The sequence below is a fragment of the Vibrio sp. VP6 genome (assembly GCF_028823755.1).
In the GTDB taxonomy this organism is placed as follows: domain Bacteria; phylum Pseudomonadota; class Gammaproteobacteria; order Enterobacterales; family Vibrionaceae; genus Vibrio; species Vibrio parahaemolyticus.
Map to the genome: position 1 here is coordinate 26,073 of NZ_JAPEID010000029.1, position 20,676 is coordinate 46,748.

At 47.0% G+C, this 20,676-nt stretch carries 20 protein-coding genes; 16 read left to right on the forward strand and 4 right to left on the reverse strand.

Annotated features, from left to right (window positions below):
• Positions 1-209: 209 nt before the first annotated feature.
• From mnmG to glmU, 14 genes are all read left to right on the forward strand, one after another.
• Positions 210-2,105 (forward strand): tRNA uridine-5-carboxymethylaminomethyl(34) synthesis enzyme MnmG, encoded by a 1,896-nt coding sequence (gene mnmG / locus OU793_RS17225; protein WP_140103296.1) that lies wholly within the window; start codon positions 210-212, stop codon positions 2,103-2,105.
• A complete protein-coding gene (gene rsmG, locus OU793_RS17230; protein WP_005458456.1) occupies positions 2,105-2,740 on the forward strand; it encodes a 16S rRNA (guanine(527)-N(7))-methyltransferase RsmG in 636 nt (211 codons plus the stop codon). Before mnmG ends, rsmG begins: the two co-directional genes overlap by 1 nt.
• Positions 2,741-2,750: 10 nt before the next feature.
• The gene (locus OU793_RS17235) at positions 2,751-3,524 is read left to right on the forward strand and encodes a ParA family protein (protein WP_005458453.1); all 774 of its coding nucleotides are present in this window, start codon (positions 2,751-2,753) and stop codon (positions 3,522-3,524) included.
• 23 nt (positions 3,525-3,547) lie between these two features.
• A complete protein-coding gene (locus tag OU793_RS17240) occupies positions 3,548-4,429 on the forward strand; it encodes a ParB/RepB/Spo0J family partition protein (protein ID WP_005458443.1) in 882 nt (293 codons plus the stop codon).
• 190 nt (positions 4,430-4,619) lie between these two features.
• Positions 4,620-5,009 (forward strand): F0F1 ATP synthase subunit I, encoded by a 390-nt coding sequence (locus tag OU793_RS17245; RefSeq protein ID WP_005458481.1) that lies wholly within the window; start codon positions 4,620-4,622, stop codon positions 5,007-5,009.
• Between the two features lie 8 nt (positions 5,010-5,017).
• Positions 5,018-5,830 carry a F0F1 ATP synthase subunit A gene (gene atpB / locus OU793_RS17250; RefSeq protein ID WP_005458499.1) on the forward strand — a complete coding sequence of 271 codons (813 nt, stop codon included), beginning with the start codon at positions 5,018-5,020 and terminating at the stop codon, positions 5,828-5,830.
• 55 nt (positions 5,831-5,885) lie between these two features.
• On the forward strand, positions 5,886-6,140 hold the full coding sequence (gene atpE / locus OU793_RS17255) for a F0F1 ATP synthase subunit C (RefSeq protein WP_002540812.1): 255 nt from the start codon (positions 5,886-5,888) through the stop codon (positions 6,138-6,140).
• Positions 6,141-6,211: 71 nt separating this feature from the next.
• Positions 6,212-6,682 (forward strand): F0F1 ATP synthase subunit B, encoded by a 471-nt coding sequence (atpF, locus tag OU793_RS17260; RefSeq protein ID WP_005458451.1) that lies wholly within the window; start codon positions 6,212-6,214, stop codon positions 6,680-6,682.
• A gap of 14 nt (positions 6,683-6,696) precedes the next feature.
• The gene (atpH, locus tag OU793_RS17265) at positions 6,697-7,230 is read left to right on the forward strand and encodes a F0F1 ATP synthase subunit delta (protein WP_005481164.1); all 534 of its coding nucleotides are present in this window, start codon (positions 6,697-6,699) and stop codon (positions 7,228-7,230) included.
• Between the two features lie 13 nt (positions 7,231-7,243).
• Positions 7,244-8,785, forward strand: a complete 1,542-nt coding sequence (atpA, locus tag OU793_RS17270) for a F0F1 ATP synthase subunit alpha (RefSeq protein WP_005457301.1) — start codon at positions 7,244-7,246, stop codon at positions 8,783-8,785.
• Between the two features lie 44 nt (positions 8,786-8,829).
• Positions 8,830-9,696 (forward strand): F0F1 ATP synthase subunit gamma, encoded by an 867-nt coding sequence (gene atpG, locus OU793_RS17275; RefSeq protein WP_005457304.1) that lies wholly within the window; start codon positions 8,830-8,832, stop codon positions 9,694-9,696.
• 35 nt (positions 9,697-9,731) lie between these two features.
• Positions 9,732-11,135 (forward strand): F0F1 ATP synthase subunit beta, encoded by a 1,404-nt coding sequence (atpD, locus tag OU793_RS17280; RefSeq protein ID WP_005481178.1) that lies wholly within the window; start codon positions 9,732-9,734, stop codon positions 11,133-11,135.
• Positions 11,136-11,153: 18 nt separating this feature from the next.
• Positions 11,154-11,576, forward strand: coding sequence for a F0F1 ATP synthase subunit epsilon (locus OU793_RS17285; RefSeq protein ID WP_005456027.1), 423 nt, complete (start codon positions 11,154-11,156; stop codon positions 11,574-11,576).
• Between the two features lie 150 nt (positions 11,577-11,726).
• Complete coding sequence (gene glmU, locus OU793_RS17290; protein ID WP_024699592.1) at positions 11,727-13,088, forward strand: bifunctional UDP-N-acetylglucosamine diphosphorylase/glucosamine-1-phosphate N-acetyltransferase GlmU; 1,362 nt, start codon at positions 11,727-11,729, stop codon at positions 13,086-13,088.
• Positions 13,089-13,221: 133 nt separating this feature from the next.
• On the opposite strand, the gene OU793_RS17295 is transcribed toward glmU, so the two are convergent.
• Positions 13,222-13,962, reverse strand: a complete 741-nt coding sequence (locus tag OU793_RS17295; protein WP_140103295.1) for an amino acid ABC transporter permease — start codon at positions 13,960-13,962, stop codon at positions 13,222-13,224.
• A 115-nt stretch (positions 13,963-14,077) separates the two neighbouring features.
• On the opposite strand from OU793_RS17295, the gene OU793_RS17300 reads away from it, so the two are divergent.
• Positions 14,078-14,854, forward strand: a complete 777-nt coding sequence (locus OU793_RS17300; RefSeq protein ID WP_140103294.1) for a transporter substrate-binding domain-containing protein — start codon at positions 14,078-14,080, stop codon at positions 14,852-14,854.
• A gap of 57 nt (positions 14,855-14,911) precedes the next feature.
• Here OU793_RS17300 and punC read toward each other — a convergent pair whose 3' ends face one another.
• A complete protein-coding gene (punC, locus tag OU793_RS17305) occupies positions 14,912-16,117 on the reverse strand; it encodes a purine nucleoside transporter PunC (protein WP_025499525.1) in 1,206 nt (401 codons plus the stop codon).
• Positions 16,118-16,271: 154 nt separating this feature from the next.
• On the opposite strand from punC, the gene punR reads away from it, so the two are divergent.
• A complete protein-coding gene (punR, locus tag OU793_RS17310) occupies positions 16,272-17,174 on the forward strand; it encodes a DNA-binding transcriptional activator PunR (RefSeq protein WP_005465352.1) in 903 nt (300 codons plus the stop codon).
• 102 nt (positions 17,175-17,276) lie between these two features.
• Here punR and ilvA read toward each other — a convergent pair whose 3' ends face one another.
• Together ilvA and ilvD are read right to left on the reverse strand one after the other, a co-directional pair.
• The gene (gene ilvA, locus OU793_RS17315; protein ID WP_053805075.1) at positions 17,277-18,824 is read right to left on the reverse strand and encodes a threonine ammonia-lyase, biosynthetic; all 1,548 of its coding nucleotides are present in this window, start codon (positions 18,822-18,824) and stop codon (positions 17,277-17,279) included.
• A 2-nt stretch (positions 18,825-18,826) separates the two neighbouring features.
• Positions 18,827-20,668 carry a dihydroxy-acid dehydratase gene (gene ilvD / locus OU793_RS17320; RefSeq protein ID WP_140103293.1) on the reverse strand — a complete coding sequence of 614 codons (1,842 nt, stop codon included), beginning with the start codon at positions 20,666-20,668 and terminating at the stop codon, positions 18,827-18,829.
• Positions 20,669-20,676: the final 8 nt, after the last annotated feature.

Sequence of the window (20,676 nt, forward strand, 5' to 3'; positions counted from 1 at the left end):
TGATCTTGTTGATCATTTTTCACTTATCCACAGAAGTAGTCGATCCTAATAATAGATCCAATAAAAGATCATATATATAGATCTTATATATATTTATCTTGAAGCCTAAAACGGAAAAACGAGAAAACGATTTTCTCTCTGGCATAAAGCAGGTAAAATACTGCTCCTTTATCTGTCCATTAAATCCTTTGAATACCTGAGGTCAGTTCATGCTTTATCACGAAAACTTTGACGTCATTGTTGTCGGTGGCGGACACGCAGGAACGGAAGCCGCGCTCGCATCTGCACGCACAGGACAAAAAACTCTTCTCCTTACCCATAACATCGATACATTAGGCCAGATGTCTTGTAATCCGGCGATTGGTGGTATCGGTAAAGGCCACTTAGTAAAAGAAGTGGATGCTATGGGCGGTTTGATGGCAGAAGCTATCGACCATGCAGGTATTCAATTTCGTACACTAAATGCTTCGAAAGGTCCTGCAGTACGAGCTACTCGAGCTCAAGCCGATCGCGCTCTGTACAAAGCGTACGTACGCAACGCATTAGAAAACGCGCCAAACCTAACTCTGTTCCAGCAATCGGTTGATGATCTGATTGTTGAACAAGATCGCGTTGTTGGCGTTGTGACTCAAATGGGTCTTAAATTCCATGCCAAAGCGGTTGTGCTGACCGTAGGTACTTTCCTTGGTGGTAAGATCCACATTGGTATGGAAAGTTCTTCAGGCGGTCGCGCTGGGGATCCACCATCGATCGCATTGGCGGGTCGCTTACGTGAGTTGCCATTCCGAGTGGATCGTCTAAAAACGGGAACACCACCACGTATTGATGCTCGCACGGTTGATTTCTCAGTGCTAGAAGCGCAACACGGTGACAACCCAACACCAGTTTTCTCATTCATGGGTAAGCGCGAACACCATCCGCGTCAAATTCCTTGTTTCATTACGCATACCAATGAACAAACTCATGAAGTGATCCGCAATAACCTAGATCGTAGCCCAATGTACGCAGGTGTGATCGAAGGAATTGGCCCACGTTACTGTCCGTCTATCGAAGACAAAGTGATGCGCTTTGCGGATAAGAACAGCCACCAAATTTTCATTGAACCTGAAGGTCTTACCACGCACGAGTTATACCCGAATGGTATTTCCACCAGCTTGCCGTTTGATGTTCAAGTTCAAATCGTTCGTTCAATGAAAGGCTTCGAGAACGCACACATTGTTCGTCCTGGTTACGCGATTGAGTACGATTTCTTCGATCCACGTGATTTGAAGCAAACTTACGAGACTAAATTCATCAGTGGTCTATTCTTTGCTGGCCAAATCAACGGTACAACAGGCTACGAAGAAGCTGCGGCACAAGGCTTAATGGCGGGCTTGAACGCAAGCTTGTACAGCCAAGGCAAAGAAGGCTGGAGCCCGCGCCGTGACCAAGCATACATGGGAGTTCTGATTGATGATTTGTCGACCATGGGTACCAAAGAACCGTACCGCATGTTCACTTCTCGCGCGGAATACCGCCTATTGCTTCGAGAAGACAACGCCGACCTTCGTTTGACAGAAAAAGCTCGTGAACTTGGTTTGATTGATGATGTTCGTTGGGCGCGTTTCAACGAAAAAATCGAGAACATGGAAACCGAGCGTCAGCGTCTGAAGTCTACTTGGGTAAACCCAAACTCGGCGGGCATTGATGAACTGAACAAACTGCTGAAAACGCCAATGGCGCGTGAAGCAAGTGGTGAGGATCTTTTGCGTCGTCCAGAGATCTCATACTCACAATTGACTCAACTTGATGCCTTTGCTCCTGCTCTTGAAGATCAACAAGCGGCAGAACAAGTAGAAATTCAGGTGAAATACGACGGTTACATCAAGCGTCAGCAAGAAGAGATCGAAAAATCACTTCGCCACGAACACACAAAACTGCCTGCGGATTTGGATTACAAAGACGTAAAAGGTTTGTCGAACGAAGTGGTTGCGAAACTGAGCGAAGCCAAACCGGAAAGTATTGGCATTGCTTCGCGTATTTCCGGCATTACGCCTGCAGCGATTTCAATTCTTCTTGTGCATCTGAAGAAGCACGGCTTGCTGAAAAAAGGCGAGGAAGAGTAATGAGTGCACTACGAACCAAGCTTGATTCACTGATTGCACAGACCGATTTAGACGTTTCAGAAAAACAACGAGAGCAGTTAGTCGGTTACGTTGAGCTGCTCGATAAGTGGAACAAAGCGTACAACCTAACTTCGGTTCGCGATCCTTTAGAGATGTTAGTGAAACATATCCTTGATAGCATCGTGGTCGGCACGCATCTGCAAGGTGAACGTTTTATCGATGTGGGCACTGGCCCAGGATTGCCAGGTATTCCTTTGGCGATCATGCATCCGGAGAAAACGTTCTTTCTGCTCGATAGCCTCGGTAAGCGCATCCGTTTTATCAAGCAAGTTGTCCACACGTTAGGTTTGAAAAACGTGACACCAATTCAAAGTCGCGTCGAAGAATTCCAACCGGAAGAAAAATTTGATGGCGTTTTGAGTCGAGCTTTTGCTTCAATGACGGACATGGTGGAATGGTGCCACCATTTGCCGAAAGAACAAGACGGCGTCTTTCTTGCGTTGAAAGGACAGCACCCTAAAGATGAAATGGATCTGCTTCCTGAATGGTGTAGTGTGACCGAGATCATATCTTTAGCTGTTCCTGAGTTGGAAGGCGATCGTCATCTAGTAATCTTATCGCGCAAGGAAAATTAGCGAGGTAGTCGTGGGTAAAATTGTAGCAATCGCCAACCAGAAAGGTGGGGTCGGCAAAACAACAACGTGCATTAACTTAGCGGCTTCGATGGCGGCAACAAAGCGCAAGGTTTTGGTGATCGATCTCGACCCTCAAGGCAATGCTACGATGGCCAGTGGTGTCGACAAATACATGGTTGATGCCACTGCATACGATCTTTTGGTGGAAGAAACCCCATTTGATCAAGTGGTCTGTACTCAAACGACAGGGAAGTACGATCTAATTGCTGCCAACGGAGACGTAACGGCAGCTGAGATCAAATTGATGGAAGTGTTCGCGCGAGAAGTTCGTTTGAAAAATGCACTGTCGACAGTTCGCGATAACTATGATTTCATCTTTATTGATTGTCCTCCTTCTCTAAACCTTCTTACAATCAATGCTATGGCTGCAGCCGACTCTGTGCTGGTGCCGATGCAATGTGAATACTTTGCGTTAGAAGGTTTAACTGCTCTTATGGATACGATTAGCAAGTTAGCGGCTGTGGTAAACGAAAACCTCAAGATTGAAGGTTTACTGCGTACGATGTACGACCCGCGCAACCGCCTGTCTAATGAAGTATCCGACCAACTTAAAAAGCACTTTGGCAATAAAGTCTACCGTACTGTCATCCCGCGTAATGTGCGTTTGGCAGAAGCCCCAAGTCACGGTAAACCAGCGATGTACTACGACAAGTACTCAGCTGGCGCCAAAGCGTATCTTGCTCTAGCGGGCGAAATGCTCCGCCGCGAAGAAATCCCAGTTTAACTCTAACCTAAGGAATTCAATCCATGTCTAAGCGTGGTCTAGGAAAAGGACTGGATGCGTTGTTGTCGACCAGTTCGTTTGCTCGTGAAAAACAGCAAATTGCATCGCAAAGCCAAGCCTTGTCAGCAGACGGTGAACTCACTGAATTAGCCATTGGCCAATTGCAGCCGGGGATCTACCAACCGCGTAAAGATATGGCACCTGAAGCGCTTGAAGAATTAGCGGCTTCTATTCAATCGCAAGGCATTATCCAGCCGATCGTGGTTCGTCAGGTTGTTGGCGGACAGTTTGAGATCATCGCTGGCGAACGTCGCTGGCGTGCCGCTAAACAAGCTGGCCTGAAACGCGTGCCTTGCTTGGTTAAGAAAGTTGAAGACCGCGCAGCTATTGCTATGGCTTTGATCGAAAACATTCAGCGTGAAGACTTGAATGTGATTGAAGAGGCGCAAGCATTGGAGCGTCTACAAGATGAGTTCTCGCTAACGCATCAGCAAGTGGCGGATGTGATTGGTAAGTCAAGAACTACCGTGAGTAACTTGTTGCGTCTCAACCAATTGGATGCCGACGTTAAACGCTTGGTGGCGGAGAAACAACTTGAAATGGGGCATGCTCGTGCGCTGCTGGCACTGGAAGGTGAACAGCAAGTCGAAGTGGCTCAAATGGTGGCTAAAAAGCAAATGACGGTTCGACAAACCGAACAGTTAGTAAAAAAGTGCTTAGCCCCACAAAATGAGCAAAAAGCTCAACAAGAAGATACCGAAGCCGAGCAAATGTCGCATAAATTGAGTCAACTACTTGATGCGAAGGTTTCCTTAAGCCGTTCTGCAAACGGAAAAGCGAAGTTGACGATAAGTATTGATGAGCCTCACAAATTAGACCAACTAATTGCCAAGCTAGAGGCCTAGATGAGATAATTGATTTAGGTCAATTAATCTAATTAATCGAATTTTGTGCGAAAGTTGTCGTTTTGTAAACAAAACTGTAAGTTTTTGATGCAATATAATTGCATTAACTCCGACTGAACGTATAATTTTCGCCAATTTCCCTGCACATAGAGAATTAGTGCGAAGTGGATATTACTAGAGGTACGAATACATGGTAGCTGCGTTAGCTAGACCAGGACGAGAGCTCGCAAGGCAATTGTTAATGATCCAGTCTGGCGCGGTTATTTTTGTGGCAGCAGGAATGGCGGTAGCCGTAAATCCTGAATGGGGAATTTCAGCGTTGATTGGTGGTGGCATCTTTGTTGTCGCCAATGCTGTATTCGCGCTATGTGCTTTTATGTTTAGTGGGGCTCGCGCTGCCAAGCGCATCGCTGCGTCCTTCTACACGGGCGAAGTACTGAAAATTCTCATCACGGTTGCACTGTTCTACGTTGCCTACATGTATATGCAGGTGGAACTCGTTCCCCTCAAACTAACCTATTTGCTGGTACTAGGTATTAATATCTGTGCACCAGTGCTATTCATTAACAACAAAAAATAGGATGAGTTATGGCTGCGCCAGGTGAAGCGCTAACATCGTCCGGATACATTGCCCACCACCTTTCTAACCTATCGCTGTATAAGTTAGGCTTAGTAGGGTCGGAGACAAGTTTCTGGAACGTACATATCGATAGCCTGTTTTTTTCTTGGTTTACTGGTTTAATCTTCCTCGGAATTTTTTACAAAGTAGCAAAGAGAACAACAGCGGGTGTACCGGGTAAGCTTCAGTGTGCTGTAGAAATGATCGTTGAATTTGTCGCCGATAACGTCAAAGACACGTTCCATGGACGCAACCCACTGATCGCGCCTTTAGCACTGACTATCTTTTGTTGGGTATTTTTGATGAACGTGATGGACTTAGTCCCGATCGACTTCTTACCATACCCAGCAGAGCATTGGCTAGGTATTCCTTACCTTAAGGTCGTACCTTCTGCTGATGTGAATATCACCATGGCTATGGCTCTAGGCGTTTTCGCATTGATGATCTACTACAGCATCAAAGTGAAAGGTCTAGGTGGATTCGCAAAAGAACTTGCACTACATCCATTCAATCACCCACTGATGATTCCGTTTAACCTACTGATCGAAGTGGTATCGCTACTTGCGAAACCTCTTTCACTTGGTATGCGTCTATTCGGTAATATGTTTGCGGGTGAGGTTGTATTCATTCTTTGTGCGGCAATGCTACCATGGTACTTACAATGGATGGGTTCACTACCGTGGGCAATCTTCCATATCTTGGTTATTACGATTCAAGCCTTCGTATTTATGATGTTGACAATTGTTTACCTGTCAATGGCACACGAAGACTCTGATCATTAATTTTTTAAGCTTTTTATTTGGGCACTAAGCCAACAACTATAAATTGGAGATAGTAATGGAAACTTTACTGAGCTTTTCTGCAATCGCCGTAGGTATTATCGTCGGTCTTGCTTCTCTTGGTACAGCGATTGGTTTCGCACTACTAGGTGGTAAATTCCTAGAAGGTGCAGCACGTCAACCAGAAATGGCTCCTATGCTACAAGTTAAGATGTTCATCATCGCAGGTCTACTTGATGCGGTTCCAATGATCGGTATCGTAATCGCGCTACTATTCACATTTGCAAACCCATTCGTTGGTCAACTAGGTTAATCACCTTTAACTCGGGACAAGCTTTAGCTTGTCACTGATTAACACTAAGTCCAAATAGAGGGGTAGCTGTTGTGAACATAAACGCAACTCTGCTAGGTCAAGCAATCTCGTTCGCACTATTTGTGTGGTTCTGCATGAAGTATGTATGGCCACCATTGATGCAAGCGATTGAAGAACGTCAGAAAAAAATTGCTGATGGTCTTCAAGCAGCTGAACGTGCTGCTAAAGACTTGGATCTAGCACAAGCCAACGCTTCTGATCAGTTGAAAGAAGCGAAGCGCACAGCAACTGAGATCATCGAACAAGCGAACAAGCGTAAGTCTCAAATTATTGATGAAGCTCGCGAGGAAGCTCAGGCAGAACGCCAGAAAATCCTAGCGCAAGCGGAAGCAGAACTTGAAGCTGAACGTAATCGTGCACGCGATGAGCTGCGCAAACAAGTTGCTACTCTGGCTGTAGCTGGTGCTGAGAAAATCCTTGAGCGTACAATCGATAAAGATGCGCAAAAAGATATTCTCGACAACATTACTGCAAAACTTTAAGTCTGGGGGCGCATATGTCTGATTTGACTACAATCGCACGCCCCTATGCTAAAGCAGCCTTCGACTTTGCGGTAGATAAGGGCCAGCTAGACCAATGGGGTCAAATGCTGTCTTTTGCTGCTGAAGTTGCCAAAAACGAACAAATGAATGAGCTTCTAACCAGTTCATTCTCTGCTGAAAAAATGGCAGAAATCTTTGTTGCAGTTTGTGGTGAACAAGTTGATGCGCACGGTCAAAACCTTCTTAAGGTGATGGCTGAGAATGGTCGTTTAGCGGCCCTTCCTGATGTTTGTGAGCAATTCTTCATTCTGAAGAAAGAGCATGAGAAAGAAATTGATGTTGAAGTCATTTCAGCATCAGAACTTTCTGATGAACAACTTGCAAATATTGGCAGCAAACTTGAAGCGCGTCTTGAACGCAAAGTGAAGCTGAATTGCAGTGTAGATGAGACCCTACTTGGTGGGGTTATTATTCGAGCCGGAGACCTAGTCATCGATGACTCAGCGCGTGGTCGTTTGAACCGCCTGAGCGATGCATTGCAGTCTTAATGGGGATTGGAGCATGCAACTTAATTCCACGGAAATTAGCGATCTGATCAAACAGCGTATCGAATCTTTCGAAGTTGTTAGTGAAGCTCGCAACGAGGGTACTATCGTATCGGTAAGCGATGGTATCATCCGCATCCACGGCCTAGCGGACGTGATGCAAGGTGAAATGATTGAATTACCGGGTGGCCGTTATGCACTGGCACTTAACCTTGAGCGTGACTCGGTTGGTGCGGTAGTAATGGGCCCATATGCTGACCTTAAGGAAGGCATGAAAGTTACAGGTACTGGCCGCATTCTTGAAGTGCCAGTTGGTCCAGAACTACTAGGCCGCGTAGTAAACACGCTGGGTGAGCCTATCGATGGTAAAGGTCCAATCGAAGCGAAATTGACTTCACCTGTAGAAGTGATCGCACCAGGTGTAATCGACCGTAAATCGGTAGACCAACCTGTACAAACTGGCTACAAATCAGTTGACTCAATGATCCCTATCGGTCGTGGTCAGCGTGAGCTTGTAATCGGTGACCGTCAGACTGGTAAAACAGCGATGGCGATCGATGCGATCATCAACCAGAAAAACTCTGGTATTTTCTCAATCTACGTAGCAATCGGTCAGAAAGCATCGACTATCGCTAACGTAGTTCGCAAACTAGAAGAGCACGGCGCGCTAGCAAACACTATCGTTGTTGTTGCATCTGCTTCTGAATCTGCAGCGCTACAATACCTAGCGCCATATGCAGGTTGTGCGATGGGCGAATACTTCCGCGATCGCGGCGAAGACGCACTGATTGTTTACGATGATCTATCTAAACAAGCGGTAGCTTACCGTCAGATCTCTCTACTACTAAAACGTCCACCAGGCCGTGAGGCATTCCCAGGTGACGTATTCTACTTACACTCACGTCTACTAGAGCGTGCAGCTCGTGTAAATGAAGAGTACGTAGAGCGTTTCACTAACGGTGAAGTGAAAGGTAAGACTGGTTCTTTGACTGCTCTTCCTATCATCGAAACTCAAGCAGGTGACGTTTCAGCATTCGTACCGACTAACGTAATCTCGATTACCGATGGTCAGATCTTCCTACAAACTGAGCTATTCAACGCAGGTGTACGTCCAGCGGTTGACCCAGGTATCTCAGTATCTCGTGTAGGTGGTTCAGCTCAGACAAAAATCATCAAGAAACTATCAGGTGGTATTCGTACAGCACTAGCTGCATACCGCGAACTAGCAGCATTTGCTCAGTTCTCTTCTGATCTTGATGAAGCAACGAAGAAACAGCTAGACCATGGTCAAAAAGTTACAGAACTAATGAAGCAGAAGCAGTACGCTCCAATGTCTGTATTTGACCAAGCACTAGTTATCTTCGCGGCAGAGCGCGGTTACCTTGATGATGTAGAACTGAACAAAGTTCTAGATTTCGAGGCGGCTCTACTATCGTACGCTCGCGGTCAATACGCTGAATTAGCAGCTGAGATCGACAAGTCTGGTGCTTACAACGATGAAATCGAAGCTCAGTTGAAGAAACTGACTGACGACTTCAAAGCAACCCAAACTTGGTAATTAGGTCGGTGGCAGTTTCTGCCACCAACTAACGGAGAGTAACGATGGCCGGCGCAAAAGAGATACGTAATAAAATCGGTAGTGTTAAAAGCACGCAGAAAATTACGAAAGCGATGGAAATGGTAGCAGCTTCAAAAATGCGTCGCTCTCAAGATGCAATGGAAGCTTCTCGTCCATACGCTGAAACAATGCGTAAAGTGATCGGTCACGTGGCAAACGCAAATTTAGAGTACCGTCATCCGTACCTAGAAGAGCGTGAAGCGAAACGTGTTGGTTACATCATCGTTTCGACAGACCGTGGTCTGTGTGGTGGTTTGAACATCAACGTGTTCAAAAAAGCCGTTACAGACATCCAAACATGGAAAGAGAAAGGCGCTGAAATTGAGCTGGCAGTGATTGGCTCGAAAGCAACAGCTTTCTTTAAACATGGTGGCGCAAAAGTTGCGGCACAGGTTTCTGGCCTTGGCGACAGCCCTAGCCTAGAAGACCTAATCGGTTCTGTTGGCGTAATGCTTAAGAAATACGATGAAGGTGAACTGGACCGTCTATACGTAGTGTTCAACAAGTTTGTGAACACTATGGTTCAGCAACCAACGATCGATCAATTGCTACCTTTGCCTAAATCGGACAGCAAAGAGATGCAGCGTGAGCACTCATGGGACTACATCTATGAGCCTGAGCCAAAGCCTCTACTGGATACGCTATTAGTGCGTTACGTAGAGTCTCAGGTATACCAAGGTGTGGTTGAGAACCTTGCTTGTGAGCAAGCGGCTCGAATGATTGCGATGAAGGCTGCAACGGATAACGCAACCAACTTGATTGAAGATCTGGAACTTGTGTACAACAAAGCCCGTCAGGCTGCGATCACACAAGAACTGTCGGAAATCGTTGGTGGTGCATCTGCGGTTTAAGCTTAGGTAAAACGAAATAGTTTAGAGGATTAACGATGGCTACAGGTAAGATCGTACAGATCATCGGTGCGGTAGTCGACGTAGAGTTCCCACAGAGCGAAGTACCTAGTGTATATGACGCTCTAAACGTAACGGACTCAAAAGAGCGTCTAGTTCTTGAAGTTCAACAACAGCTAGGCGGTGGCGTAGTTCGTTGTATCGTAATGGGTAGCTCTGATGGTTTACGTCGTGGAGTTGAAGTAGTTAACACTGGCGCTCCAATTTCAGTACCAGTAGGTACTAAAACTCTAGGTCGTATCATGAACGTCCTAGGTGACGCGATTGATGAGCGTGGTGAGATCGGTGCAGAAGAGGTTTACTCTATCCACCGTGAAGCACCAAGCTACGAAGAGCAATCAAACGAAACAGCACTTCTAGAAACTGGTGTTAAAGTAATCGACTTGGTTTGTCCATTCGCTAAGGGTGGTAAAATCGGTCTATTCGGTGGTGCAGGTGTAGGTAAGACCGTTAACATGATGGAACTTATCAACAACATCGCACTTCAACACTCAGGTCTATCAGTATTTGCTGGTGTTGGTGAACGTACTCGTGAAGGTAACGATTTCTACTTCGAGATGCAGGAAGCGGGCGTTGTAAACGTTGAGAATCCTGAAGAATCTAAAGTAGCGATGGTTTACGGTCAGATGAACGAGCCACCGGGCAACCGTCTACGTGTTGCTCTGACTGGTCTAACAATGGCAGAGCGTTTCCGTGACGAAGGTCGTGACGTACTACTGTTCGTTGATAACATCTACCGTTACACGCTTGCAGGTACTGAGGTATCAGCACTTCTAGGTCGTATGCCTTCAGCGGTAGGTTACCAGCCAACTCTTGCAGAAGAGATGGGTGTACTACAGGAGCGTATCACGTCAACTAAGCAAGGTTCTATCACGTCTGTACAGGCGGTATACGTACCTGCGGATGACTTGACTGACCCGTCTCCAGCAACAACGTTCGCGCACTTGGATGCAACGGTTGTACTTAACCGTAACATCGCAGCAATGGGTCTATACCCAGCGATCGACCCACTAGATTCTACGTCTCGTCAGCTAGACCCACTAGTTGTTGGTCAAGATCACTACGACATCGCTCGTGGCGTTCAGCAGACACTTCAGCGCTACAAAGAGCTGAAAGACATCATTGCGATTCTAGGTATGGACGAGCTATCTGAATCAGATAAGCAAGTTGTATCTCGTGCACGTAAGATTGAGCGTTTCCTAACTCAGCCTTACCACGTAGCAGAAGTATTTACAGGCGACCCTGGTGTTTACGTACCTCTTAAAGAGACTCTACGTGGCTTCAAAGGTCTACTAGCTGGTGAGTACGATGACATTCCAGAGCAAGCGTTCATGTACTGCGGTACGATTGACGATGCTATCGAGAATGCGAAGAAGCTATAAGGCTAACTAGGAGGCGATATGGCACCAATAACCTTTCACCTAGACGTAGTGAGCGCTGAGAAACGTATTTTCTCTGGTCGCGTAGAAACGTTTCAGGTGACCGGTAGCGAAGGTGAGCTGGGTATTTTCCACGGCCACACTCCGCTGCTGTCCGCTATTAAGCCTGGTATGGTGCGTATTGTGAAACAGCACGGCCACGAAGAGTTCATTTATGTCTCTGGTGGTATGGTCGAAGTTCAGCCTGGTACTGCTACAGTACTGGCTGATACAGCGATTCGTGGTGAAGATCTAGACGCAGCGAAGGCAGAAGAAGCCAAGCGCCGCGCTGAGGAGAAAATCCAGAATCAGCATGGTGACATGGACTTCGCACAAGCGGCCAGCGAACTGGCTAAAGCCATTGCTCAGCTTCGAGTTATCGAGCTGACCAAAAAGCGTCGCTAAGCTCAATTAGCAACGTTGCATGACAAAAGGCGACCTTTAAGGTCGCCTTTTTGATTATTTTTAGTTGGAAATTTACTTAATTCCATTAACTATTCAAAAAGAGCTGTTTAAAATAACGGCCAATTAACAGAAAACGTCTATAGGTTCTCAATGAAGTTCAGTGCTGTGATTCTTGCAGCGGGTAAAGGTACCCGTATGCACTCAAATATGCCTAAAGTGCTACACACTTTGGCAGGGAAGCCAATGGTTAAACATGTTATCGATACTTGTACTGGCCTTGGCGCACAAAGCATTCACCTAGTCTTTGGTCACGGTGGTGATCAAATGCAAACCACACTTGCCGATGAGACTGTTAACTGGATACTTCAAGCAGATCAGCTTGGTACTGGCCACGCGGTGGATCAGGCTTCTCCACGTTTCGAAGACGATGAAAAGATCCTAGTTCTTTATGGTGATGTTCCACTGATTTCTCCTGAAACCATTGAAAACCTACTTGATGCACAACCAACAGGTGGCATCGCGTTACTTACTGTAATGCTCGATAACCCGACTGGTTACGGCCGTATCATTCGTAAAAATGGTCCAGTGGTTGCTATCGTTGAGCAAAAAGACGCAAGCGAAGAACAAAAGCAAATTAAAGAGATCAACACTGGCGTAATGGTTGCGACTGGTGGTGATCTGAAGCGTTGGTTGTCAGGCTTAAACAACAACAATGCTCAAGGTGAGTACTACCTAACAGACGTTATTGCTGCTGCGCACGACGAAGGGCGTGCCGTTGAAGCGGTTCACCCAGTGAATGCCATTGAAGTAGAAGGTGTTAATGATCGCGCTCAACTTGCTCGTCTAGAGCGCGCGTTCCAATCTATGCAAGCACAAAAACTACTTGAACAAGGTGTGATGCTACGTGACCCAGCGCGTTTTGACTTACGCGGTGAGCTTCAGTGCGGTATGGATTGTGAAATCGATGCAAATGTCATCATCGAAGGTAACGTATCGCTGGGTGATAACGTCATTATCGGCACTGGTTGTGTGCTGAAAGACTGTGAAATCGACGATAACACTATCGTTCGTCCTTACAGTGTGATTGAAGGCGCAACCGTTGGTGAAGAGTGTACCGTAGGTCCATTCACTCGTCTGCGTCCTGGTGCCGAGCTACGTAACGACGCGCACGTCGGTAACTTCGTGGAAGTGAAAAATGCGCGCATTGGTGAAGGCTCTAAAGCAAACCACCTGACTTACCTTGGTGATGCGGAAATCGGTCAACGCACTAATATCGGTGCGGGCACGATTACGTGTAACTACGATGGCGCAAATAAGTTCAAGACCATCATTGGTAACGATGTGTTTGTTGGCTCTGATAGCCAGCTGGTGGCACCTGTCACTATTGCTGATGGTGCCACTATCGGCGCTGGTACCACACTGACTAAAGACGTGGAAGAGGGTGAGTTAGTGATCACTCGCGTTAAAGAGCGTAAGATTACTGGTTGGCAACGTCCAGTTAAGCAAAAGTAAGCGTTACCTGAGCTTAAAAGCTAAATTCTCAAAGCAACGTCCAGTTAAGCAAAAGTAAGCGTTACCTGAGCTTAAAAGCTAAATTCTCAAAGCCGCTCCAGTGAGAGCGGCTTTGTCGTTTTGAGTGCAAGTATCAGTAACTGGGAATCGCGATACGCTTTTCTAACCAACGTACTGTTTGAGAAACGAATAGAATGAGTAACAAGTACTCCAGAACCAAGAAGGTATAAATTTCTAACGGTAAGTACTCATTAACCACTAACTCGTTGGCACGTCTAGTTAAGTCACTTAAACCGATTACGCTCACCAGAGAGCTCATTTTGAGGATATAGACAAACTGATTCCCTAACGGCGGTAAAATTTGTCGAAATGCTTGCGGAAGAATCACCAAGCGCATCTTCTGCCAATAATTCAAACCAAGTGATTCTGCCGCTTCATGCTGACCTCGGTTGATCGCTTGAATCCCACCGCGAAATACTTCTGCCATAAACGCACTTTCAGCGATAGTCAGTGCAATTACCCCCGCCCAAAAATGATTGAGAGAGACATCGAGCAGCGTTGGCATGCCGTAGTAAACCCATAAGAGCAACACCAATACTGGGATTGAGCGGATCACCTCAACGTAGATGCGATTCATCCATTTGAGCGTTGGTGAGCGAGAAAGTGCAGGCAACGCAATCAGCAGCCCAAGTGTCATGGCAAAACACATACTCAAGAGTGACACTTGAATGGTGTCATTAAACCCCGCGACTAAAAACTTTAGGTTGGTTATCCCTTGTTCCGTTGACGGGTCGAGTACATACCAGCCCCATTGGTGATCTGAGCAACCCGTTAACAACAGCAGCGAAATCAGCCATAGAGTTCGAAAGGTCACATTTACTCCCTGAATTAACTAAAAAACTTCCATTGTTACTGCTATGTTATCAATGGGGTTGTAATAAAGGTTAATAATTAAACCGTATAAGGTCATTATTTTTAAGGGAATAAAAATGAAAAAGATTTTGTTTGCGCTAGGAATATGTCTGCTTATGGTCACTCAAGTTGTTCATGCTCAGAGCCGTCTTCAAGAGATTCTGGATAAAGGCGTGTTGAGAGTAGGGACGACTGGGGACTGGAATCCGATGACAATGAAAGATCCAGCCACGAACAGTTATCGTGGTTTTGATATTGATGTCACAACCGAGCTTGCTAAAGATCTGGGTGTCAAAGTGGAGTACGTTGCCACCGATTGGAAAACGCTGGTTAATGGCATTACGGCCAACAAGTACGACATCACTGGCAGTGCGTCTTTAAACATGTCGCGTGCGAAGGTGGCTGGTTATAGCCAACCCTATTTCTACTTGGCGTTTGTGCCAGTGGTGCAGAAAAAAGATCTCGCCAAATTCTCTGATTGGGCGGATTTTAATAAACCCGATGTGAAAGTGGCTGCGACGTTAGGTACGGTACAAGAAAAAATGGTGAAAGAGTTCTTCCCATCGGCGCAGCATATTGTGATTGAAGTTCCCGCGCGAGATTTCCAAGAGCTGTTGGCTCGCAGAGCGGACGTGTCTGTGACTTCCAATGTGGAAGCGGCGACGCTGGTGGACAAGTTCAAACAGTTGGCGATTGTGCCTGTGAAAGCACCTCGCAGACCGACTCCAATAGCCATGTTGTTACCACAAGACGACCAAGTCTGGATTAACTACATCAATCACTGGGTGGAGTTAAAAAAAACACAAGGCTTCTTTAAGCAGACTGCTCAAAAGTGGGGACTGAAAAGTTTATAAATGAAAAGAGCCGCATTACGCGGCTCTTATTATGATCGGATGGACTGAAGTACAGACTTAAAGTTCATCTTCGCTGACGACGCGAGCGTTGTCAGGTGTAGTGAAATGCTTAGATAGTTCACGATTCGACAAAATGTAACCCATCCACAAACCACCCATACAAATGACGATTGCCACGCCCGTAACCATTTGAGCTTGGCTTGCCATCGCGGCAACTAATGCGCTCGATAAGCTGCTCACACAGATTTGCAGACTGTTCTGTAGACCTGCTGCTGTCGCTGGGCTTTGGTGTGCACTAGCTAGGGCACGGTTTACGACGATTGGGTAAAGCGCACCATTTGCAACGGCAATCAAACAGAATGGCGCAAGAATTGGCCAGATTGACGTAAGCTCCCACTGTGAAGCGACGAAAATCAGTAGTGCAGCAACGCTGAACAGGCCGATTAACTGGCGTAATACTTTCTCATCCCCAAACTTACGTACGCCGACTTTACCTAAATAGCCACCAGCCATAAACGCAATGGTTTGAGGGATGAAGCTCAGACCAATGTCTTTGGCTTCGTATCCTAGCTGCGCCATGATTTCTGGCATACCAGTAAGGTAAGCAAAGAACGCTGCCGAAGCGGTTGCAAACATAAACACGTTACCTAGGTAAGTTTTTGAACCTAGTAACGCTTTAATATCCGCAGACATGCTGGTTTGTTTGATTTCGGCTTGTTCGTTCTTTTGTGCCATGGTTGCAGCAACGAGCACCACACCAACAAGCGTTAATGCGATAAAAATACTATGCCAACCAAAGCTATCCGCTAAAACCACACCCAGTTGAGGTGCAAGTGCTGGTGATAGTGCCACCAACGGCATGATGGTTGCAAAAATTTGCTGGCTACTGCTGGAGTAACGCTTGATCACCATCGCTTGCCAGATAACCGCAGGAGCACACACGCCGATTGCTTGCACAAAGCGCAGTGTCAGTAGCTGCCAAACTTCATCGCAGAATGCTAAGCCGAATGAGGCAATGGTAAAGAGTACCAGACCTGCGGCCAGCGTATTGCGGTGACCAAATTTATCCGATGCCAATCCCCACATCAACTGACCAAAAGCCATACCTACAAGAAATACGGTCAGAGAAAGTGCGATTTGTTCGGGACCTGTAGCAAAGTCGATTTCCATCGCTTTGAACGCAGGTAAGTACATGTCAGTGGCAACAAAGCCAAGCATAGATAAAGCTGCAAGATAAACGAGCTGTAGTTTTGATATTTTCATGATTCAACCAATCAAATTATTTAATCATTTTTTAATCAATATCAGTTGGCGCCAACCCTGATTTATTTACCTTATTATTCTATTTTTCGATTTTGAGAAAATAAAACGCTAAAATTGTTGGTTATCAATCAAATTTTTTGAATGGTCAGAAATCATGTTCTCTAAAGCATCACTGGAAATGCTCGATACGGTTGCTCGGTTAGGCAGTTTTACGGCCGCTGCTGAAGTGCTTCACAAAGTTCCTTCGGCGATCAGCTATGGCGTGCGACAGGTAGAGCAGGATTTGGACGTCGTGCTATTTCGCCGCTTACCAAGGAAAGTTGAATTAACACCAGCGGGTGAGCTATTCATGGCTGAAGCTCGCTCGTTACTGCGTCAGATGGAAGAGGTGAAAGCACAAACTCGTCGCGCTGCGCACGGCTGGAAAACAACGTTGAAACTGACGTTGGATAACGTAGTGAAGCTCGAAAAGCTCAAGCCGCTAGTGGAAGATTTTTATCGAGAGTTTGAATTTGCGGAACTGCAAATCAACATGGAAGTCTTTAACGGCTCTTGGGAGGCGATCGCTCAAGGTCGTGCCGACATCGTAGTCGGAGCCACTTCAGCGGTTCCGGTCGGCGGGGATTTCGAAGTGAAAGATATGGGGGTGTTGGATTGGGCGTTTGTCATGTCGCCTGCTCATCCTTGTGTACGTCAGCAGGTTCTCACCGAAGAGTTTGTTAGCCAGTTCCCCGCGATTTGTCTGGATGACACATCGAACGTACTGCCAAAACGACACACAGGTCACTATGCCAAGCAGCGTCGTTTATTATTGCCCAATTGGTACAGTGCGATTGAATGTTTAAAAAATGGCGTTGGAGTCGGGTATATGCCGCGTCATATTGCGATGCCACTTATTCATGAAGGTGTGCTGGTGGAGAAACTGCTGCAAGATGACAAGCCATTGAGCCGATGCTGTTTGGTATGGCGTAAAGATGACGATCATAAGTTGATCCAATGGATGGTGGATTATTTGGGATCACCGAATCAGTTGCATCAAGATTGGTTGCAGTGTTAGTCAAAAGAAACGTCCGATCTCAGTATTAGCTCATCACTTGGTCCATGAAACCGTAAATTGGAAACAAAACACCTCGCTGCAGCGAGGTGTTGATAAGGCGAATTAAGACAAGAAAAACTTGTAGGATGGATTATCGGTTTCATCCTTACATTGGTAGCCAAGTTCTCGTAAATGCGCTGAAAATTGGGCTAAGTCGCTTTCATCTAACTCGAAACCACATAGAACGCGTCCGTAGTCGGCGCCGTGGTTACGGTAGTTGAATAGGCTGATGTTCCAATGGGTGCCAAGCGTGCTTAAGAATTTCAATAGTGCGCCTGGATACTCAGGAAATTCAAAGCTATAGAGACGTTCTTTCAGCTGTTTCGAGGGCTTGCCACCGATCATGTAACGAATGTGCAGTTTGGCCATTTCATCGTCGGACAAATCCACGACTGGGTAGCCACCTTCGCGTAGATCGCGAATGATGTTATCCAGCTCTTCCTGACCGCCTTGCAGGCGTACACCAACAAAGATATTCGCCAGTTCATCATCGTTGTAACGGTAGTTAAACTCGGTGACAGCGCGGCCGCCAATCAGATTACAGAATTCAAAGAAAGCGCCTTGGCGTTCTGGAATCGTCACGGCTAATAGACCTTCACGCTTCTCACCTAATTCACAACGCTCTGAAACATAACGTAAACCATGGAAGTTGGTATTTGCGCCAGACAGCACCGTGGCAAGGTTTTTGTTTTCCAGTTGGTTTTGCTCAACAAACTTTTTCAAGCCAGCAAGCGCAAGCGCCCCGGATGGTTCAGCAATCGCGCGAGTATCCTCAAAAATGTCTTTTACGGCAGCGCAGATTTCATCGCTTGAAACCGCCACATGACCATCAATGTATTTCTGACACAAGCGGAACGTTTCTTCACCGATGCGTTTTACCGCCACACCATCAGCAAACATGCTGACTTGGTCGAGTACCACTGGCTCACCAGCATCAAGCGCCGCTTTCAGACAAGACGAGTCTTCAGGCTCGACGGCGATGACTTTGATTTCTGGCATCAGTTGCTTGACCAGAACCGCTACACCAGCCGCCAAGCCACCGCCTCCAACTGGCACGAAGATATAGTCGAGATGACCATTTTGCTGCAGCATTTCCATGCCGATGGTGCCTTGGCCTGCGATCACCAATGGGTGGTCGAAAGGAGGCACGAACGTATAGCCATGTTGTTCTGACAAGCGTTCGGCCTCGGCTTTGGCTTCATCAAAGTTGTTGCCGTGCAACACCACATTGCCACCGAAACTGCGTACCGCATCGACTTTGATGTCTGGTGTGGTTTTTGGCATAACAATCGTGGTTTTGATTCCGAGTTTGGTGCCAGACAGTGCCATGCCTTGAGCGTGGTTGCCTGCCGATGCTGCAATCACCCCCGCGGCTTTCTGTGCTTCAGTTAGGCTTGCCACCATGTTGTAGGCACCGCGCAGTTTGAACGAGTGTACTGGTTGGCGGTCTTCACGCTTGATCTGTACGTTATTCCCGATACGTGCAGATAAACGAGGCATTTCTTGCAGCGGCGTTACTGTTGCGACTTCATAAACAGGTGCGCGAAGGATTTGGCGCAGATAGTCTGCGCCAGATTGATTCACTTTTTTTTCGGGTTGAGATTCCATCATGGCTAGCCCTCTAGCTTCGATTTATCTCGTACTGCACCTTTGTCAGCACTGGTTGCCATGCTGGCGTACGCTTTTAGGGCGAAAGACACTTCACGTTGACGATTTGCTGGTTTCCAACCCAGTTCGTCTTGTTTTACGCGGCGCTCTGCAAGTTCCTGTTCAGAGATCTCAAGAGAGATGCTGCGATTTGGAATATCAATCGCAATCAAATCGCCGTCTTGAACCAAGCCGATCGCACCGCCATTGGCCGCTTCTGGAGAAGCATGGCCGATAGACAGACCAGATGTACCACCAGAGAAGCGGCCGTCAGTTAATAACGCACACTCTTTACCTAAGCCCATCGATTTTAGATAAGTGGTTGGGTAGAGCATTTCTTGCATGCCCGGGCCACCTTTTGGACCTTCGTAGCGAATCACAACTACATCGCCCGCTTTCACTTTGCCGCCAAGGATGCCGTCTACCGCATCTTCCTGGCTTTCAAACACTACCGCAGGGCCAGTAAATTTCAGGATGCTTTCGTCCACACCAGCAGTCTTCACAATACAGCCATCCAGCGCGATGTTGCCTTTCAGAACGGCAAGGCCGCCATCTTGGCTAAACGCGTTTTCTTTGGTGCGGATACAGCCTTCCGCGCGGTCATCATCGAGGGTATCCCAGCGACAATCTTGCGAGAATGCTTGTGTGGTGCGGATACCCGCAGGGCCAGCACGGTAGAATGATTTCACTTCTTCTGAATCGGTCAGCATGATGTCGTATTTGGCTAGCTGTTCTTCCCAAGTCAGTCCTAGGACAGTCTTAGACTGATTGCGCAGCAGACCTGCACGGTTCAGTTCACTAAGGATACCGACAACGCCACCCGCACGGTGTACATCTTCCATGTGGTATTTCTGCGTTGAAGGAGCCACTTTACAAAGGTGTGGTACTTGGCGAGACATGCGGTCGATGTCCGTCATATCAAAATCGACTTCACCTTCTTGCGCTGCAGCTAAAAGGTGTAACACCGTATTGGTCGAACCGCCCATTGCGATGTCGAGTGCCATCGCGTTTTCAAATGCGGCTTTGGTCGCGATATTGCGTGGTAGAGCCGTTTCGTCATCTTGCTCGTAGTAGCGTTTGGTGAGTTCAACGATGCGTTTACCTGCATTGATAAACAGCTCTTTACGATCGGCATGCGTTGCCAACAGCGAGCCGTTGCCTGGCTGAGACAGACCCAGAGCTTCTGTCAGACAGTTCATTGAGTTTGCGGTGAACATGCCTGAACACGATCCACACGTTGGGCATGCACTGCGTTCGATCTGTTCGCTTTGTTCGTCAGACACTTTTGGATCGGCACCTTGGATCATGGCATCGACAAGGTCTAGCTTGATGATCTGGTCTGAAAGCTTGGTTTTGCCCGCTTCCATTGGGCCGCCAGATACGAAGATAACTGGAATGTTGAGACGCATTGACGCCATCAGCATCCCTGGAGTGATTTTGTCACAGTTAGAGATACACACCATCGCATCTGCACAGTGCGCATTAACCATGTATTCGACCGAGTCGGCAATCAGTTCACGTGATGGCAACGAGTAAAGCATGCCGCCGTGACCCATTGCGATGCCATCATCGACGGCGATGGTATTGAATTCTTTTGCGATGCCGCCTGCCGCTTCAATCTCTTGAGCAACAAGTTGGCCCAAATCTTTAAGGTGTACGTGGCCTGGTACGAACTGAGTGAATGAGTTCACCACTGCTATGATTGGTTTACCGAAATCTTCGTCTTTTACACCGGTTGCACGCCAGAGCGCACGAGCTCCCGCCATGTTACGACCATGTGTGGTGGTTGCTGATCTATATTTTGGCATTTCTTAAA

Bases quoted from the DNA above. Each gene is read 5' to 3' on its own strand.
- atpG (WP_005457304.1), top strand. From the start codon at position 8,830: ATGGCCGGCGCAAAAGAGATACGTAATAAAATCGGTAGTGTTAAAAGC.
- OU793_RS17245 (WP_005458481.1), top strand. From the start codon at position 4,620: ATGGTAGCTGCGTTAGCTAGACCAGGACGAGAGCTCGCAAGGCAATTG.
- ilvD (WP_140103293.1), bottom strand. From the start codon at position 20,668: ATGCCAAAATATAGATCAGCAACCACCACACATGGTCGTAACATGGCG.
- atpB (WP_005458499.1), top strand. From the start codon at position 5,018: ATGGCTGCGCCAGGTGAAGCGCTAACATCGTCCGGATACATTGCCCAC.
- atpE (WP_002540812.1), top strand. From the start codon at position 5,886: ATGGAAACTTTACTGAGCTTTTCTGCAATCGCCGTAGGTATTATCGTC.
- glmU (WP_024699592.1), top strand. From the start codon at position 11,727: ATGAAGTTCAGTGCTGTGATTCTTGCAGCGGGTAAAGGTACCCGTATG.
- OU793_RS17285 (WP_005456027.1), top strand. From the start codon at position 11,154: ATGGCACCAATAACCTTTCACCTAGACGTAGTGAGCGCTGAGAAACGT.
- atpH (WP_005481164.1), top strand. From the start codon at position 6,697: ATGTCTGATTTGACTACAATCGCACGCCCCTATGCTAAAGCAGCCTTC.
- atpA (WP_005457301.1), top strand. From the start codon at position 7,244: ATGCAACTTAATTCCACGGAAATTAGCGATCTGATCAAACAGCGTATC.
- punC (WP_025499525.1), bottom strand. From the start codon at position 16,117: ATGAAAATATCAAAACTACAGCTCGTTTATCTTGCAGCTTTATCTATG.
- mnmG (WP_140103296.1), top strand. From the start codon at position 210: ATGCTTTATCACGAAAACTTTGACGTCATTGTTGTCGGTGGCGGACAC.
- punR (WP_005465352.1), top strand. From the start codon at position 16,272: ATGTTCTCTAAAGCATCACTGGAAATGCTCGATACGGTTGCTCGGTTA.
- OU793_RS17300 (WP_140103294.1), top strand. From the start codon at position 14,078: ATGAAAAAGATTTTGTTTGCGCTAGGAATATGTCTGCTTATGGTCACT.
- OU793_RS17240 (WP_005458443.1), top strand. From the start codon at position 3,548: ATGTCTAAGCGTGGTCTAGGAAAAGGACTGGATGCGTTGTTGTCGACC.
- ilvA (WP_053805075.1), bottom strand. From the start codon at position 18,824: ATGATGGAATCTCAACCCGAAAAAAAAGTGAATCAATCTGGCGCAGAC.
- rsmG (WP_005458456.1), top strand. From the start codon at position 2,105: ATGAGTGCACTACGAACCAAGCTTGATTCACTGATTGCACAGACCGAT.
- atpD (WP_005481178.1), top strand. From the start codon at position 9,732: ATGGCTACAGGTAAGATCGTACAGATCATCGGTGCGGTAGTCGACGTA.